The sequence below is a fragment of the Paenibacillus sp. Marseille-P2973 genome (genome assembly GCF_018101095.1).
Taxonomy (GTDB): Bacteria; Bacillota; Bacilli; order Paenibacillales; family Paenibacillaceae; genus Fontibacillus; species Fontibacillus vini.
Genome location: NZ_JAGQEH010000004.1, coordinates 513056 through 529954, shown reverse-complemented (window position 1 = coordinate 529954; position 16899 = coordinate 513056). Strand labels below are relative to the sequence as shown.

Annotated in this window: 13 protein-coding genes, 2 tRNA genes and 1 other annotated feature; of the genes, 3 read left to right on the top strand and 12 right to left on the bottom strand. The window is 51.4% G+C overall.

Translation table 11 applies throughout. The features are described from left to right. Nucleotides 1-56: 56 nt before the first annotated feature. The 4 genes from KB559_RS11920 to KB559_RS11905 form a co-directional block, all read right to left on the bottom strand. Entirely contained in the window at nucleotides 57-1259 is a 1203-nt protein-coding gene (locus KB559_RS11920) for an MFS transporter (protein ID WP_211022105.1), read from the bottom strand. A gap of 179 nt (nucleotides 1260-1438) precedes the next feature. Then, nucleotides 1439-1969 (bottom strand): hypothetical protein, encoded by a 531-nt coding sequence (locus KB559_RS11915; RefSeq protein WP_211022103.1) that lies wholly within the window; start codon nucleotides 1967-1969, stop codon nucleotides 1439-1441. 144 nt (nucleotides 1970-2113) lie between these two features. After that, nucleotides 2114-2530 (bottom strand): DUF350 domain-containing protein, encoded by a 417-nt coding sequence (locus tag KB559_RS11910; RefSeq protein WP_211022101.1) that lies wholly within the window; start codon nucleotides 2528-2530, stop codon nucleotides 2114-2116. 16 nt (nucleotides 2531-2546) lie between these two features. Next, entirely contained in the window at nucleotides 2547-4910 is a 2364-nt protein-coding gene (locus KB559_RS11905) for an endonuclease MutS2 (protein WP_211022099.1), read from the bottom strand. A 154-nt stretch (nucleotides 4911-5064) separates the two neighbouring features. On the opposite strand from KB559_RS11905, the gene KB559_RS11900 reads away from it, so the two are divergent. Continuing rightward, nucleotides 5065-5415 (top strand): phage holin family protein, encoded by a 351-nt coding sequence (locus KB559_RS11900; protein ID WP_211022097.1) that lies wholly within the window; start codon nucleotides 5065-5067, stop codon nucleotides 5413-5415. Nucleotides 5416-5647: 232 nt separating this feature from the next. Beyond that, nucleotides 5648-6022: a cupredoxin domain-containing protein gene (locus tag KB559_RS11895; protein ID WP_211022095.1), complete on the top strand. Its 375-nt coding sequence runs from the start codon at nucleotides 5648-5650 to the stop codon at nucleotides 6020-6022. A gap of 85 nt (nucleotides 6023-6107) precedes the next feature. Here the strand turns inward: KB559_RS11895 and KB559_RS11890 are convergent, their stop codons facing one another. The 3 genes from KB559_RS11890 to pheS all read right to left on the bottom strand — a co-directional run bounded on the left by KB559_RS11890 (nucleotide 6108) and on the right by pheS (nucleotide 11277). Beyond that, nucleotides 6108-7655, bottom strand: a complete 1548-nt coding sequence (locus KB559_RS11890; protein WP_211022093.1) for a cell division protein ZapA — start codon at nucleotides 7653-7655, stop codon at nucleotides 6108-6110. A 110-nt stretch (nucleotides 7656-7765) separates the two neighbouring features. Then, complete coding sequence (pheT, locus tag KB559_RS11885) at nucleotides 7766-10216, bottom strand: phenylalanine--tRNA ligase subunit beta (RefSeq protein WP_211022091.1); 2451 nt, start codon at nucleotides 10214-10216, stop codon at nucleotides 7766-7768. Nucleotides 10217-10242: 26 nt separating this feature from the next. Beyond that, nucleotides 10243-11277 (bottom strand): phenylalanine--tRNA ligase subunit alpha, encoded by a 1035-nt coding sequence (gene pheS, locus KB559_RS11880; RefSeq protein ID WP_211022090.1) that lies wholly within the window; start codon nucleotides 11275-11277, stop codon nucleotides 10243-10245. A gap of 66 nt (nucleotides 11278-11343) precedes the next feature. Beyond that, nucleotides 11344-11640: a binding site (T-box leader), on the bottom strand. A 168-nt stretch (nucleotides 11641-11808) separates the two neighbouring features. Between pheS and KB559_RS11875 the strand changes: the two genes are divergently transcribed. Further along, complete coding sequence (locus KB559_RS11875) at nucleotides 11809-12015, top strand: YwbE family protein (RefSeq protein ID WP_211022088.1); 207 nt, start codon at nucleotides 11809-11811, stop codon at nucleotides 12013-12015. Nucleotides 12016-12116: 101 nt separating this feature from the next. Here the strand turns inward: KB559_RS11875 and KB559_RS11870 are convergent, their stop codons facing one another. From KB559_RS11870 to KB559_RS11850, 5 genes are all read right to left on the bottom strand, one after another. Further along, nucleotides 12117-13145: a YsnF/AvaK domain-containing protein gene (locus KB559_RS11870; RefSeq protein ID WP_211022086.1), complete on the bottom strand. Its 1029-nt coding sequence runs from the start codon at nucleotides 13143-13145 to the stop codon at nucleotides 12117-12119. 131 nt (nucleotides 13146-13276) lie between these two features. Next, nucleotides 13277-13350, bottom strand: a tRNA-Gly gene (locus KB559_RS11865). 39 nt (nucleotides 13351-13389) lie between these two features. Beyond that, nucleotides 13390-13466: transfer RNA gene (locus KB559_RS11860), tRNA-Pro, on the bottom strand. A gap of 122 nt (nucleotides 13467-13588) precedes the next feature. Next, nucleotides 13589-15712 carry a putative bifunctional diguanylate cyclase/phosphodiesterase gene (locus KB559_RS11855; protein ID WP_211022084.1) on the bottom strand — a complete coding sequence of 708 codons (2124 nt, stop codon included), beginning with the start codon at nucleotides 15710-15712 and terminating at the stop codon, nucleotides 13589-13591. 214 nt (nucleotides 15713-15926) lie between these two features. Beyond that, nucleotides 15927-16889: an aldolase catalytic domain-containing protein gene (locus KB559_RS11850; RefSeq protein WP_211022082.1), complete on the bottom strand. Its 963-nt coding sequence runs from the start codon at nucleotides 16887-16889 to the stop codon at nucleotides 15927-15929. Nucleotides 16890-16899: the final 10 nt, after the last annotated feature.

Below are 16899 nucleotides of genomic sequence, written 5' to 3'. Positions count from 1 at the left end.
GGCTAAGTATTCGATTCCACTGCCTGCGATCACCAGGATTGTAACTTCCTGTCCGGTCAAGCGGCATCAACCGGGTGCTTAAATAATTTACGGATGAGAACCCAACTGAGCAAAGGGGTTGCTCCAAGGCCCAGCATAAGCCAAATGACCGTCTTCATATGAGGAGACCAGGTAAATATGATAATGAACAGGAGCGTGCCAAGCAGTCTCCCGACCATGATGCTCAGTTCGCGGAGTACGATCAATTCAACGCGCTGCTCTACGGTATCCTCATTTTTCCCGATAAGATCGAACACGGAGGAGATGACCGGAAGCAAATACAGCGGCATGAACAGGGAAGTCCCGATCCCGAAGAGCATCAGCGTAACATAGTTGACGTCCCACAGAAGCGGGCCGATGACCCCCGTAATCAGTACTGCTCCAACGAGCATTCCGGCATACCGGAAGCGAATGTGGAGCCATTTTCCGACCGCCCAGAAGCTGACCAGGGAAACAAGTGAAGTAACCAACGAAAACTGGCCGACTTTCCTCTCTGCCGAAGTGCTGATAAATACGAGCAATGTGACCAGAAACGAAAAGACGCCCTCCCGCACTCCATGAGCCGCGGATGCCGGGACGGCCTGCCGCCAGGGACTATTCTTGCCAAACTGCCGGAAAGGCTCCATCCACCGGTAGGGACCGCCGCGTTTTCTTTTTTTCAGCCAAAAGCTAAGCAGGATGCCGATTCCATAGACGATCAGCGAAACCGTGAATATGACGCGATATCCGAGATTTCCCTTCATCGCGGAAATAATCCAACCGGAAGTCCACGGACCTAAAATGCCGATCACGGAGCCCAGAATCCCGATCCAGCCATTGAACAAATCCCGGGTATCGACATCCGTCACTTCAAAATAAACGACATTAAAAGCTAGCCAAAACAGCCCCGATCCGATGCCGAACAGAAATCCAAGCGGCCATATATAATCGACGGTATGCGCTCCCGCCCACAGAACCAGCAGATAGAATATTCCTGAAACGACGATCCCCAGCCGGAGGGAGATCATCTTATCCTGCTCCTTCACCCATTTGCCGGCGATCCAAAACGTAAGCCCGAGCGCTAGCTGTTGACTGAACGTGAACCATCCGATCATCGCAAAATCCTGTTTGACCTTCCATAAATAGACGTTCAAAAAAGTTCCCGACAACGCCCCGGCCAAAACGAATAATCCATTCACGGCTAACAGCAGCCTGGATTGGCCGTTAAGAGAACTGCTCATGCATTTTGCTCCTCCAACGATTCAGTGTAAATGTAAGATACCCAATCTGCGGGGAAGCATGACATAACGACGCAAAAAATGGAGTGAGCCCCTTATCGTCAAGTTTTCTTTGAAATGTAAAAGGAGGCCTCCCTCCAGCCATAATGTATGGCCAGGGAAAGCCCCCATGTTCACAAAAATCAATCTTCACTTACTGTGCGAATCAATGCGTTCCGGTCATCCTCCGATAAGAAGGAACCGACATGGAAGCAAGCGGTGCAGACATAGACGTTTAGCTTGGCTGCCGGTTTCAGCAACGGCCCTTTTGCACCCTCGGGCACGACAGGAGCATAATCCGCACCTAACGTCTGAACTCCCGCAAACATCATATATTCCCGGCAATGCGGACATTCGGGAACTTCTTCCTGCCTGTCCAGAATCTTTTCGACGCCGGATTCATAAGCAAGCAGATCTCCTCCGTCCGTTGCAAAAGCTTCTACCCGCCGAATCGCATTCAGATGGCTTTCGTCATCCTCTTCCCAAAGACCGAGGCCTTCTTCTTCCGCCTCCAAATCCTCGTCTTCCTCCAATTCATCTTCCTCGCCGAGAGAAATATTCAAAGTACGGTATCCCTTAAGCTCATTATGGCAATAAGGACATTCCTCTTCGGGTCCCAATTCTTCATCCCATACAATTTCGGTTTGACACCAAGGGCAGATTGTCGTTTCCATTTCAGCCCATCCTTCCATTAACAAATTAATTATTCATCCAACCCGTCATCACGATCTAACCAAGAAAATGATTCCGGCGATCAAGAACAGCATCGAGGCCACGAATAAAACCCGGACCAGGTTTTTCAACATGCCATACTCCTCCTAAACGATACAGGCTCCGATCACAAAGGACACCGAAACCGAAACGGCCATAGCGATAAAGCCCACCGCCACATTGCCCGCTGCGATCTCCTTGTCGATCTGAAAGACCGGGGTCACAAACTCAAACATCATATAAGCAAGGAAAAACAGAAACGCTCCGACAAAAGACCACCCGATAAACTCATAAATGGATGAACGTTCGGTCGCAAAACGCAGAATATTGCAAATTCCGAAGATTTTGCCCCCCGTGGCCAGCGATGCCGCCATATTTCCCCGTTTTATCTCATGCCAGCACCGATACTTCGTTACAAGCTCAAAGCAGGAAAGAAACACGATCAGTTCTACAACCGCTACGGAAAAATATCCCGCCATCAGCCCGATAGGCTGCTCAAGCAGCGGATCAATGGTTCCTTTCAATCCGTTCTCCTCCCCGTCACTTCAGTTCGGCTACCGTGACTCCGGTACCGCCTTCCCCGTAATTTCCGAGACGATAACTCTTTATATGCTTGTGCCTGCGCAAATAATCCGAAATACCGGTACGCAATATTCCCGTTCCTTTGCCGTGGATGATATAGATCTGGCCCAGATTGCCCAAATAGGCTTCATCGATGAAGCGGTCAACTTCGATCAGCGCTTCTTCCAGATTGGCACCTCGTAAATCCAGCTCGCTGCGGACCTGATCGTCTCTGGTACGCTTCAGATTGGTTACAGTCCGTTGTGCCGGCTTAGCCGATGCTGCCGATCCGATCAACTCGAGATCGTCCATAGCCACCTTCATTTTCATGATTCCGAGTTGGACGATCGCTTCTTTGCTGCCGGACAATTCCACGATATGGCCCTTCTGATTCAGGCTGTATACCATCACTTCATCGCCCGGTTCAATTTGGCGCGGCGGTTTGGCTGTCTTCTTGCCGGCCGCCTTCTTGCGTTGCTGCGGCTCCGCCTCATCCAGCTGTTTCCGGGCGGCGATCAGTTTATGCTCCTTGACCGAAGCGCCTTCCTCGAGCGCCAGCTTCCGTAAATCTTCGATAATCTTCTCGGCTTCGCTGCGTGCCTTGGCGATAATCGTTCTCGCCTCTTCTTCTGCCTTCTCCAGCCGGCGGTCTCTTTGCTGCTCCAGCTTCTCCAGTTCGGCCGTATGGCGGCTCCGCAAAGCCTCCAAGTCCTTCCGCAGCTTCTCTGCCGTCTCCCGCTCCTGCTCCGCGACGTTCCGGTTCTCTTCCAGCGAGGCAATCATATGCTCGACCCGCTGATCCTCTTCCTTCACCTCGCCCCGGGCATAGTCCAAGATTGCTCCCGGCAAGCCCAACCGTTCGGCGATTGCGAACGCGTTGCTTCGGCCCGGAACACCGACCAACAGCCGGTATGTCGGACTCAGCGTATTAACGTCAAACTCCATACTCGCGTTAATAACGGCCTTTCGTTCATAAGCGTATGCCTTCAGCTCGCTGTAATGCGTTGTGGCCACCATCCGGCAGCCCTGGGAATGAATATGCTCCAAAATCGCAATCGCGAGAGCGGAGCCTTCCGCAGGATCTGTACCGGCACCGACCTCATCCAGCAGTACGAGACTTTTAGGGGTCATTTTGCGCAGAATTGAAATAATATTGGTCATATGGCTCGAAAAAGTACTGAGACTTTGCTCGATGCTCTGCTCATCCCCGATATCCGCATATATGGCGTCAAAGACACACAACTGGCTGCCTTCCTCCGCAGGAACAAACAAGCCGGACATCGCCATGAGGCTGAGTAGGCCGATCGTTTTGAGAGTGACGGTCTTACCGCCGGTATTCGGGCCGGTAACGATAATCGTCGAATATTGGTTGCCCAATTCCACATCGATCGGGACAACCTGGTTCGCCGGGATAAGCGGATGACGTCCCTTCTTCAGCTTCATAAATCCGCGATCGTTCATGCGCGGCAGCGTAGCCTTCATTTCCCGGGCCAAGCGTGCTTTGGCAAACAGAAAATCAAGCTGTGCAAGCACATCGCTGTCATAAAACAGCAGCTCCGCCTGTTCACCGACCAGAGCCGTCAGCTTCTGCAGAATCACTTCGATTTCCCGTTCTTCCCGAAGCCGGGTTTCCCGCAGCTTGTTATTCATCGCCACGATGGATTCGGGCTCAATGAACAGCGTCGCGCCGGACCCGGACTGATCGTGTACAATCCCGCCGAAGTGGGATCTGTATTCCGCTTTAACCGGAATAACAAACCGGTCGCCGCGGATCGTGATCAATTGGTCCTGCAGCATCTTCGATATGCTGGAGGAACGGATCATCGCATCCAGCTTTTCGCGAATGCGTACCTCACCGCCGCGCAGTTCCCGGCGGATCTGCGACAGCTCGGCGCTGGCGGAGTCGAGCACCTCGGCGCTCTCGTCAATGCACCGCTTGATGGCCTCCTCCAGCGGCTTCTGCTCGCTAATGGCATCGCTAAGCGTGAACAGGAGCGGGATCGGCTGGTCTTCATGCATGGAAGCCAGGAATCGCTTGATTCTGCGCCCGCCTTCCAACGTAGTCGCAATACCGAACAGCTCATGCGGATTCAGCGTACCGCCGATTCGCGCCCGCTTGACGGCCGGCGTTATGTCGACAATACCGCCGAATGACGGATATCCTTTTAACCTGTCGACGGTAAAGGCTTCTTCCGTTCCTTGCAGCAGCCGTTTAACTTTCTCAAGGTTGGAATCCGGAGACAGCGCTTCAGCTTCGGCTCTTCCCAGCGGCGTCTGCGTATATTTCGCCAATTGCTCTATAATTTTTCGATATTCCATCGTTTTTAAAATTTTCTCGTCCAAGAACTTTCACAACTCCCCTCGGGCTATGATTTCATTATAGCGAAAGCGTTCATTTTTCGCCATTTCAAGCATTCGCACATAAAAAGGACCTGTGCGGAACAAGATAAGTGGGGATTATGACACGCATTTTCGCAAAAAAAGGAGGCCAAGTGCCATGCATTTTCTGGGACATGTTGTACGTTTTATTGTCTCAGCCCTAGTATTGCTCGTTGTCGGATGGCTCGTTCCGCAATTCAGTATCGGCGGCTTCGGCAGCGCATTGATGCTTGCGCTAGTCATCGCTTTACTGGGTTGGGCTATTGAAGGCATCTTCGGGAAAAGAGTTACCCCGTTCGGGCGCGGCATCGTCGGCTTCATCACCAGCGCTCTGGTGATCTGGCTGGCTCAGTTTATCGTATCCGGGGTTTCCGTTTCCATGATCGGAGCCCTGCTGGCCGCACTGGTAATCGGGATCATCGATCTGTTCATCCCGGTATCCACGCCATTCGAAGCAGCTAAGGATTAACCATTTCCTTCGATCCGATTCCAGCAGCATATAGATCCAACCTCAGCAATCCGCCCGGAGTTATCCTTCCGGGCGGATCGTTCTATTTATAGAGAGGAATCTAACATTTCAACATGCAATTATATGGAAGAAGTTCACCAATTCTTCAAACCTTGCTTACATCGTCTTTATCCAACTGCGATATAATATTCTTGAAATTGTCATAAATATTTTTATATTGCGAGGGATAAATGTGAAAAAAACGATTGCATTTATGGCTTGTTCTGTTCTCTTGTTGATTTTGGCAGCTTGCGGAAGCGGCTCGGGATCTGGCAGCAGCTCTGAAGTAAGCAATGTCGAACCGGAAGCGGAACTGGTGATCGAAGCTACAAATTATAAATTTGATCAGGCCGAGTATCATTTAAAGAAGGACGTGCCTGTCAAGGTTATCTTCAAAAATGCGGAAGGCAATCACGGCATGCTCGTGCCCGGTTTAAAGCTGCAGCTTAGCGGCAAGAAAGATTCCGCGGTAATTATTCCGAAGGAAACAGGGGAATTTGAACTAGCCTGCTCGATCATGTGCGGATCCGGCCATAGCGCCATGGTCTCCAAAATCATCGTAGAATAAACGGTAACCATCAAGAGCCCCCGGCGGGAACGCCGGGGGCTCTTCCGTTTCCACGAACATAAACCGGATCACAACGAAGCTAAAATTAATTCTGATCCTGCTCGATCAGTTCAATCCATTCGTTATACTCGGTCTGCAGCTTGGCATAATCTTCTTTTAACCGCTTGTACTCTTCTTCCTTAGCCTGTACATTCTCCCGCTCCACTTCCCGCTCCGCCTGAAGCAAGCGATATTCGTGGGATACGATCTCATAGTTGTCGGAGATTTGGCGCAGCTGTTCGGCCATTCGGTCCTTTTCCTGCTCAAGCTCACGATAATCGGTCGACAGGTTCAACACCTGCTCCCCTCCGCTTGCGCATTCCTGCTGCCATTCGGCAAGCTGACGCTGCAGTTCCGCCTCGGTTTCGCGCCAAGAATTCAATTCCTGCTCGGCCGACGCAAGCTGCTCTCTCCATTCGCGTTCACGACGCTCAGCCGCCTGACGGGATTCATCCTGCTCCTCGGCCAGTGCCGCATATTCCTGCATCTCCCGCTCCAATTCCTGAAGCCGTTCCTCCAGCTTGAAGGTCTGTGCCTCCAGACGCTGCTTGTCTTCACCGGCAGATTGCGCCGTAAGCCGCGCGGATTCCCGCTCGCGTTCCACCTGCTCCAGTCTGGCCCGGAGCTTATCCAATTCATCTGCCAGTTTTGCAGATTTGTCCTTCTCTGCAGCAAATCTCGACTTGGCGGATTCCAACTCGCCGCTTACCGCGTTAAGCTGTTCCTCAAGCTTCTCCGTCCGGCTTACGGCTTCCAACTGGCTAATCTCCAGCCTGCTTAACTCTTCGTTTCGCCGATCCGCCAGCTTATGCCACGAGTTCTCATTTTGTAAGGCGGCGGCAAGCTCCGCACGCAGCTTGTCTTCCCGCTCCTTTGCCTCCTGAAGAAGACGAACCTGTTTCTTGGCTTCCGCGTCGGCGGCCTGAAGCGATTGCTGTGCCAGCTTCGCCTGCTGCTCGGCCTTCGCCGCCTCCTCCTTCGCCCGCTGCTGAGCGGTTTGAGCGGTTTGCTCCCTTTGCCGGGATGACTTAAGTTGTTCAGCCAGCTTCTCGAGTTCTTCCTTCTCTTTGCGATTCTCCTGTTCAACAGTCCGCAATTTCGTCTGCAATTGTGTATTGCTTCCACGCTGTTCACCAAGCTGCCGCTCAAGCTCCTGAATTCTGACATTCAGCTTGCGGCATTCCTCGTCGCGCTCTTTCAGCGAGCTTTCGCCTTGCGCCACCTGCTCCGCGAGCAGCTTCTTGTCGCTCTTCAGTTGGTGGTGCTCTTCCTGTAGCCCTTTGTGGTCATTCTCCTGCTTCGTATGGAGCGCCTGCATCACCGAGATTTCCTGCTTCAGTTCACCGTTTTCCTGCTGAACCTGTTTCAGTTCGCTCTGAAGCTGCTCCGTTCTCAGGGCTTCTTCAGCCATACGTACAGCAGCCAACACCGCGAGGCGCGGCGTATCCAGATGGGAATACATTTTGGAGATTGAACGCATATGCTCATCAACACGGCGGGCAACCTGCTTCATGTATTCGGCATTACTGCCCACAATTTTATAAGAAGTCCCATATATATCGACATTTACACTAATACGGTTTGGGGTATTCACAGCCAAGTGCCTCCTTCGGTCCGAGTTTGATCATAGATGTCTGTATTTGCACGAAAGTCACATCGAATCGTTACTAAAGAAAGATTCGATGTGACTCGGTTCAATTCCTGCTATTTTCTCAATTCAGCAGCAAAAGTTTGCTCCAGCGCCGCAACGACCGATTCATGTACTTCGGAAACTTCCTCATCGGTCAACGTCCGCTCTTTGTGACGGTATACAAGGGACAAAGCTACGCTCTTCTTGCCCTCTCCCAGCTTGGCTCCCGTAAATACATCAAATACTTCCACCGATTCAAGCAGTTCACCGGCAGATTTCCGGATCGAAGACATCAAGGCTTCCGCCTCGACGTTTACATCCACGACGACTGCGATATCCCGCTGCATCGCCGGGAACCGCGGAAGATCACGGTAAGCTACAGTATCACACGCATATTGATAAAGCGGCTCAAGCATTAGCTCTGCTGCATACGTATCGTCAAGATCCATCTCGCGCTGCAATTCCGGATGCAGCTGGCCGAGCGTTCCGATCCGCTGGCGGCCTTCCGGCACCTCCAGGTAGACGGACGCCGAGCGTCCCGGATGGAAGCCTTTAGGAGCGTCTGCTTCGTAGGAAACGCGGCCGTTCACGCCGAGATATTCAAATACGCTTTCCAATGCGCCCTTAAGGTCGAAGAAATCCACCTTCTCGGCCGAAGTATTCCAGCGTTTGACGCCTCTGCTGCCGGTAAGCAACAAGCCGAGCACAGGCAATTCCCGCGGCTGCTCCTTCATATGCTCATCCTTGCCGTGGAACACCGTACCGATTTCGAACAAGGCGAGATCGTCGTGCTTACGGTTTCGGTTATACTGAGCCATATCGATCAGACCCGGCAAAAGGCTGCCGCGCAGTACGCTGCGGTCTTCGCTCATCGGCATCGCCAGTTTCACTTCATGTCCGCCTTCGCCCGGCGCAGGGAATTTGCCGCCGGCTCCTTCCCGGATAAACGAATAGCCCATCGTTTCCTGCCATCCGCCATGGACTAGCAGACCGCGCAGCGCCCGCCGCAGTGCCTGTGCCTTCGTATAGCCTCCCGCCGTCGACGGACCTTCGATCATCGTAACCGGAATATTGTCATAACCGTACAAACGGGCAATCTCTTCGATCAAATCCACGTCGCGGGTAATATCCCCGCGGCGGCTTGGGACGCGAACTTCCAGTGCATTCCCATCCAGATCACCGCATTCGAAGTGCAAACGAATCAACAGAGCTTTCGTTTCGAGCGACGAAATGTCCGTGCCCAGATATGCGTTCATTTTATCCAGCGATAAAGTAATCGTATGGTCTTGCGCTTCCGCCGTAACGGACTGAACTACACCTTCCAACACTTTGCCGCCGGCGATTTCGACCATCAGCGCTGCCGCGCGGTCCAGTGCCGGAAGCACTCTTGCCGGATCCACTTCCTTCTCGAACCGCAGTGACGCTTCGGACCGGAGACCGAGCTGACGGGATGTTTTGCGTACGGAGCCGCCGTCAAACTTGGCCGATTCCAGCACGATGTTCGCGGTGGTTTCCGTCACTTCGGAATCCAGTCCGCCCATTACTCCAGCCAGGCCTACCGGCCGGTCTTCTCCGTCTACGATCAACAGCGAACCCGCATCAAGCTTGCGTTCCTGGCCGTCCAAAGTGACTAGAATTTCGCCTTCCTTGGCTGCGCGTACGCCGATGGCGTTCCCGGCGATCTTGTCGGCATCAAAAGCATGGAGCGGTTGCCCGTACTCCAGCATCACATAATTCGTAATGTCCACGATATTATTAATCGGCCGGACACCCGCCGCCATCAGACGGCTTTGCATCCAGAGCGGCGAAACGCCGATCTTAACGCCCGAAATATACCGGACCGCATAACGGCTGCAAAGATCCGGGGATTTAATACTCACGGAAATCCGATCGCTTACCGGCTCAGTTACTTCGATCAGATCGTTCTCCGGCTGAGGAAGCTTCACGTCCCGGCCCAAAATCGCGCCAACCTCATAAGCGGCCCCGAGCATGCTGAGACAATCCGAGCGGTTCGGCGTCAAGTCGAAATCCAGTACCTGATCGTCCAGGTGCAGCAGGCTGGTGATCGGCGTGCCGATCTCGCTGTTTTCAGGCAGTACCAGAATGCCCTCCTGTTGTTCCTTCGGCAGCAACTTATCATTCAAGCCAAGTTCTTTGGCCGAGCAAATCATGCCTTGCGATGCGACGCCGCGGAGCTTCGCCTTCTTGATTTCAAGCCCGCCCGGAAGCTTAGCACCGACAAGAGCTACAGGCACCTTTTGTCCGGCGTCCACGTTCTTTGCGCCGCAAACGATTTGCAGCTCTTCTGCTTCGCCGGCATCGACGATGCAAACGTTCAATTTATCGGCATCCGGATGCTTCTCCTTGCTTTTCACGTAACCTACTACTACTTTAGTAACACCTTTATTCCGATTCTCGACCGAGTCGATTTCTATGCCGGAGCGCGTAATCATCTCGGCAAGCTGCGGAATATCCACATTATCCAGTGAAACATATTGTGATAACCATTCGGTTGATACTTTCATGTCATTTCCCCTTCCTTTTCCGTGGCCTATACTCTGGCAAACTGCTGCAGGAAACGCAGATCGTTATTGTAGAAGTGACGGATGTCGTCGACACCGTATTTCAGCATCGCGATCCGTTCCACACCCATTCCGAACGCGAAGCCGCTATATTGTTCAGGATCGTATCCGCTCATTTCCAGCACGCGCGGATGAACCATCCCGCTGCCCAGAATCTCCAGCCATCCGGAGTTCTTGCAGACCCGGCAACCTTGTCCTCCGCATTTCACGCATGTAACGTCAACCTCGACGCTCGGCTCGGTGAACGGAAAGAAGCTTGGACGAAGGCGGATCTGGGTGTTCGCTCCGAACATCTTGCGGGTGAATTCCAGCAGCGTTCCCTTGAGATCGCTCATACGAATTCTTTTGCCAACCACCAGGCCTTCGATTTGATGGAACTGGAAGGAATGGGTCGCATCGTCGTCATCGCGGCGGAATACGCGTCCCGGACAAATGACCTTGATCGGAACTTCCCCTTTCATGGCTTCCATCGTACGAACCTGTACCGGAGAAGTCTGGGTACGCATCAGCAAGTCTTCGGTCAAGTAGAAGGAATCCTGCATATCGCGTGCAGGGTGGTTCTTCGGTAAATTCAGCGCCTCGAAATTGTAATAGTCCGTCTCTACCTCAGGACCTTCCGCAATCCGGTATCCCATCCCGATAAAAATATCCTCGATTTCCTGAATGACCTGATTCAACGGATGTACGGCCCCCTGCTTAAGCGGGCGTCCCGGCAAGGTAACATCCACCTTCTCGGCTGCAAGCCGGCCCTCGGTTTCTTTCCGCTGGAAATCGTTCTGCTTCTCTTCGATCAGCGCTTCGATCACTCCGCGCACTTCATTGGCCACCTGGCCGATCACTGGCCGTTCCTCGGCGCTAAGCCCGCCCATACCGCGCAAAATCTCGGTGAGGGCACCCTTTTTACCCAGATATTTGACCCGCAGGTCGTTGAGATGAATAGCATCGGCCGTTTTGCCAAGCTGCTCCATCGCTTCTTGTTTGAGTGCCTCCAAACGTTCTTTCATCGACAAATCCCCCTTAAGCTTTATAAATCGTACTTGTTTCTGAAAACAAAAAAGGCCTCTTCTCCCGAAAGGGACGAAAAGACCGTGGTACCACCCTTGTTAGAGTCTCCGTTACCGCCCGGCGCAAGCTTCAGAATAAAACTAGGCATCCTGGGAGTAAGACTCTCACTTTATCGGCATAACGGGCCGCAGCCGGTATCCTCTACTGCACCGCCGGCTACCACCGTTTCCGGTCTGAGCGGGGTTCAAGGAACTGCTCCGGAGCGAACTTCAGCAGCCTGATTCCGTAGAGACGTTCTCAATCACTGACGTCTCTTCCCTGTAAGGAGGCTTCTGCTTACTCTTCTCCATCATCGCATTTACTTTTTGACTTACCTGATATTATATGCAAAGTTCCGGACATTGGCAAGCCGATGTCTTGTCTCCTCCCGCATAGTCCTTGTTCCGTTGGATTCCGGGTCAGCTTATGGTATCCTAAAGGATAACTTTTGAACATGCCCTATAAATCCAACACCGAGGAGATTTACCCGAATGAATGGAACTGTACGCAATAATATTGCCCCGGGCCTGACCGTCGACATCGTACTAAAAAAAGACCAATCCACCGGCCGGCTTACACGCGGCATCGTTAAAGACATTTTGACCAACTCGCCGAATCATCCCCATGGGATTAAGGTGCGGCTTCAAGACGGCCAGGTGGGACGGGTTAAAAATATTATCCCGGACGGAAGCAAATAAACATGTGAGCCCGCCAGCCTGTGATAATGATAAAAGGACAGCCCTTAGGCTGTCCTTTTTAATGATTATTTTAAACTGAATTGCCACCTTCACCCGGGTAATTAGCGGTCGAGCTTTTCGTCTCCCCGAACTCTAGGGTTCCCGGTCTGATCCAATCGGGCTTCTTCCTTCTTCAAGATATCCTGCACCTGCTCCGTATCTTGAACTTCCCGTTTATGAATCTCCACCTCACCGGTCACGACCGGGCGTTTGTTGACCTCCACCCGCTCCTCCGAGACCGGAATGCGAATCGTTTCATCACGGCCTACAGGCTCGCCTGTAGCGTCGTCATGAATCACCTTTTTCTCAACGACTACTTCCTCACGGCTTACAGGCACGTTGATCGTCTTCTGCTCTTCGATTACTTCTTTGCGCAGATTTACTTCACCGGTAGTTTCCCGTGTCTTTGAAATATCAAGCCGTTCCTCGTGCAGACGCATCGTACGATCATCAATGTCTTGATCCCTTACTTGCCCCTCTGGACGGTCAAGCGTCGCCAATTCCTGATAGAAGGCACCCGCGGGTTCACGGGTTTCCCGCATTTTTGACTCATCCACGCTGCGGTTGATCCCGTCATTCTGATCATATCCGTTGCGGTAGTTATGGGCATTCAGGGAATGATGCTCCCGGAATACGTTGTAAACCTGTCCTTCCTGAGCATCCGACGCATCCACCATCACCAGGATGCGGCCATGCTTGACGAAGCTGTTGTATTCTTCCGCTTCATCCTCAGGAATGCCCAGACCAACCAGGCCGCCTACCAGACCGCCGGCTCCGGCTCCTACAGCCGCCCCCGTCAGCGTGGCTGCGATCGGACCGGCTGCGATGATCGGGCCGATCCCTGGAATAGCCAGTGCACCGAGGCCCGCCAGCAATCCGGCTACGCCGCCCAGCACTCCGCCTGTCGCAGCCCCGGAAGCAATTCCTTCCGGTGCCTTCGTTCCAGTCTCATCATGAATAGAATTGATGTCGTCCTTGTTTCTTCCGATAACGGAAATATCATTCGTATCATATCCTAAAGCTTGTAAATCCCGAATCGCATTAGAAGCATCCTGATCTGAAGAAAATACACCAACTATTTTTTGTGTCATATCGATTACCTCCTGAATGTGAATTGGGTTCAGAAGATAATTAACCACTGACTACATATTCAAACTTCCAGAATTTGCGTGTAAGACAACAAAAAAAGCTGCCATCCGGCAACTTTGTCGTTATTTATGTATGGAGCGGGTGATGGGAATCGAACCCACGCTACCAGCTTGGAAGGCTGGAGTTCTACCATTGAACTACACCCGCGTATGTATGAAAATCAGACCCGCTGAGTCTAAATAATCATGGTCGGGACGACACGATTTGAACATGCGACCCCCTGGTCCCAAACCAGGTGCTCTACCAAGCTGAGCTACGTCCCGAAGCTTCACTTTAGAAAAATATCGCTCGTGAAGACAAAATATAATATATCACTTTTTCCTTTACGTTGCAACACCTTTTTTGATGACCTTCCTATGGCATGAAGAAATAGAAAGAAAAATCCTTAGCCGGCAAGCCGGCTAAGGAACTGACTTTCAAGCACTCGGGCCGGGACGGGTTTGCTAAACAAGTACCCTTGGCCTTCGTGGCAGTTTTGACGTTTAAGAAATTCAAGCTGTTCTTCGCTTTCCACACCTTCCGCGGTGACCTTCAGTTTCAAATGATGCGCCATCGTCGTAATGGTGGAAACGATCGCGGCATCATTTCCATCCAGCATAACCTCTTTTACAAAAGAGCGGTCGATTTTCAAACGGTCAATCGGCAGGCTTTTCAAATAATTAAGCGAGCTGTAGCCTGTTCCGAAGTCGTCGATGCTAATATGTACTCCCAAACGCTTCAGACTTTGGAGCTGGTTCAAGGCCGTATCGATATCGAAGGTCATGCTCTCCGTGACCTCCAGTTCCAAATATTTGGCATCCAGGCCAACCTCTCTCAAGATCGCATCCACCTTGTCTGCCAAATTATACTGACGGAACTGGCGCATGGATAAATTCACCGAAACGCAAACCGGCTCATATCCATCCAACTGCCATTTCCTGTTATGCTCGCAAGCCGTTTTCAGCACCCATTCGCCTAGAGGTACGATCAGACCGGAATCTTCGGCCAACGGAATGAAGTCATTGGGCGGAAGCAATCCCCGTTTGGGATGATTCCAGCGGACCAGCGCTTCCATGCCGACCATCTTTCCGGTGAGCAGACTGAATTGAGGCTGATACTCCAGAAAGAATTCGTCCCGTTCCAGCGCTTTTCGCATATCGTTCTCCAATTCCACTCTGGATTGGGTACGCTTCTTCATAGCTTCCGTATACCGGATGAATATCTGATCATGCTCTTTCGCATGGTGAACCGCCATATCCGCGTATTGAATCAGCTGATCTACGGAATCACCGTCTTCGGGATAAATCGAAAGCCCCATACTTAACGAGATGTGGTACTCGGTCTCATCGATCAAAATGGATGGATCCACCGACACAAGCAGCTGTTCAGCACGCGACTCCAGTTCGGTTACCTCTTTGGGACCGGGAAAAATAACGGCAAACTCATCTTCCCCCATCCGGAACACCTTTTCTCCTTGAAGGCATAGTCCGCTCAAGCGCTCTCCCACTTCCATCAGGAGCTTGTCTCCCGCGCTATAGCCCAAAGAATCGTTTATTGCCTTGAAACGATCAATATTAATAACCGCCACGCCCGTTCTCACCGGCTCATCCTTCCCGTGGGACGTCAACAGCGATCCAAGAAATTCCTTCATACGTCTGAGATTAGGAAGACCTGTAAGATCATCGTGATAAGCCATATACTTCATCTTCGCTTCGATCGCCCGCTGGCCCCGAAACGGTTCATCAATCGTCAAATGATAAACGCCCTTAAGCACGAAATAATAAGAAATTACGATATACCAGCTGCCCAGGACATGGGCCAGTCTGGAATCCCCCGGAATGCCTGTCATCAGCAGGGTGAAGCCCATCATCATGAACATCAAGGCGCGAATCACTGTCAGAGCCGCTCTAGGGCGCTCTTTACGGTGACGATAAAGAATGGAGAAAATGCCTGTGGCATATAACGCCAATATCGCAGACATTAAAACCATTTTGACTGTGATATTCTGAAACTCAAGCAAACCCGCAGGCAGATGGTTCTGATATGTATATAATGAGACAATTCCGGCCGCTGCAACAAGAGCGGTACCCGAAAACACGAATATTTTATGTTGGCCTGAAACCTGCCGGTCTGACGTTGAAAATATGATCAACATTCCCGCCGCACACAAAAGATGCGAAATGATTAAAAATGCATTTGACAAGCGCAGTCCGGTCTCCAGACCGAACAGCTTGATCCCGCTCGTTCCTGCGGCATTGAGAAAGCTCAGTATTCCCAGGATGGAGAATAACACCGCAGAGTAAAGCCGCTGTTTTGACAACTTATCCGTGAACAAAATCCACCCTTGGGTAAAAATCGCGAAAGAAACGGCACCGCAGACCAAACCTGCTACAAGCTGCAAAGTTTGCAGCGATTCCGCGGCATTTGAACGGTTTCCACTCCCGGCGGCAAACATAACGACACCGAGCATCACCGCCAAACCGAGTCCTCCCTGGATGATTGTTGCCCTCTCCTCTGTCCTGATTCCCATTCGTGTTCAACCCCCGGAGGTAATTATCTGTAAAGCTTCCTTGTAGTACAATTCAACAAAAACCGACCTTTTCCTGCCGGCGAAATTAAAACCTTGTAAAAAGCGCATGAATATTCATAAATTTTGTTCAAAATTCACGAAACGGTGTTTTGAAAGAATGCCATAACAGGTAAAAGTCCGGCACAAAATGGGCCGAACTTTTACCCTGAATCTATTATTTTTTGTTATCGAAGCTGACTTCTGGCGTCGTTAATTTATCGTAGAAGTCAACCGCCTTGTCTTTATCCTCCGAAGCCCGGAGAGCCATGGCAGAACGAGGATGCTCGTCCAATGATCCGGTAATCATGTACGGAATGAGATAGCCCCATTCCTCTTTCTCGCGAAGCGGAATAAGCAATTGCTCCAACACTTCGAGCATCGGCCGCAGCTTGTAATTGGTATTCTTCAGATGGGTTACCAAAAGCTCTGTCGGGCAATTTCCTGCTGCTCTTCCCATGCCGTATACCGACGCATCCAGGAATTCAACTCCCAGATCGGCGGCAACGAGCGTATTGGAGAATGCAAGTTGCATGTTGTTGTGCGTGTGCACGCCCAGGCGCTTATTCGGCAAATGAGTTTTGAATTTATTAACAAGGTAATCCATATCTTTATAATCGAGACTTCCATACGAATCTACAATATATACAACGTCAACAACGCTTTCTTTAATCATTTCAAAGGCTTCAAGCAGCTCGTTCTCCATCACGTTGGACAACGCCATGATATTAAGAGTAGTTTCATAACCCCGATCATGGAAAACCTGAACCAGTTTCAGGGCCTTGTCCACATCCTTGACATAGCAAGCGACCCGGATCAGATCCAGCAGACTTTCGCTCCGCGGCAAAATATCATTCTCATCCACACGGCCGATATCCACCAAAGCGGACAGCTTGGTATTTCCTTTTTGAGGAATGACCTTCTTGAGAAAATCATCGTTCAAAAACCGCCAAGGACCCGCTTGATCGGCTCCCTTTAAAAGCTTGGGCGAGTTCTTGTAGCCGATTTCCATATAATCCACACCCGCCTCATTCAGGCCGGCGTACAATTTCTGCACGAACTCCACACTGAAATCCCAGTTATTGACTAAACCTCCGTCGCGTATCGTACAGTCGACAATCTTGCTTTGATTTTCCTTCATCCCTACCGAT

Coding starts and splice junctions, on each gene's coding strand:
- KB559_RS11920 (WP_211022105.1), bottom strand. CDS start 1,259: ATGAGCAGTTCTCTTAACGGCCAATCCAGGCTGCTGTTAGCCGTGAAT.
- KB559_RS11915 (WP_211022103.1), bottom strand. CDS start 1,969: ATGGAAACGACAATCTGCCCTTGGTGTCAAACCGAAATTGTATGGGAT.
- KB559_RS11900 (WP_211022097.1), top strand. CDS start 5,065: ATGCATTTTCTGGGACATGTTGTACGTTTTATTGTCTCAGCCCTAGTA.
- pheT (WP_211022091.1), bottom strand. CDS start 10,216: ATGAAAGTATCAACCGAATGGTTATCACAATATGTTTCACTGGATAAT.
- pheS (WP_211022090.1), bottom strand. CDS start 11,277: ATGAAAGAACGTTTGGAGGCACTCAAACAAGAAGCGATGGAGCAGCTT.
- KB559_RS11875 (WP_211022088.1), top strand. CDS start 11,809: ATGAATGGAACTGTACGCAATAATATTGCCCCGGGCCTGACCGTCGAC.
- KB559_RS11870 (WP_211022086.1), bottom strand. CDS start 13,145: ATGACACAAAAAATAGTTGGTGTATTTTCTTCAGATCAGGATGCTTCT.
- KB559_RS11855 (WP_211022084.1), bottom strand. CDS start 15,712: ATGGGAATCAGGACAGAGGAGAGGGCAACAATCATCCAGGGAGGACTC.
- KB559_RS11850 (WP_211022082.1), bottom strand. CDS start 16,889: ATGAAGGAAAATCAAAGCAAGATTGTCGACTGTACGATACGCGACGGA.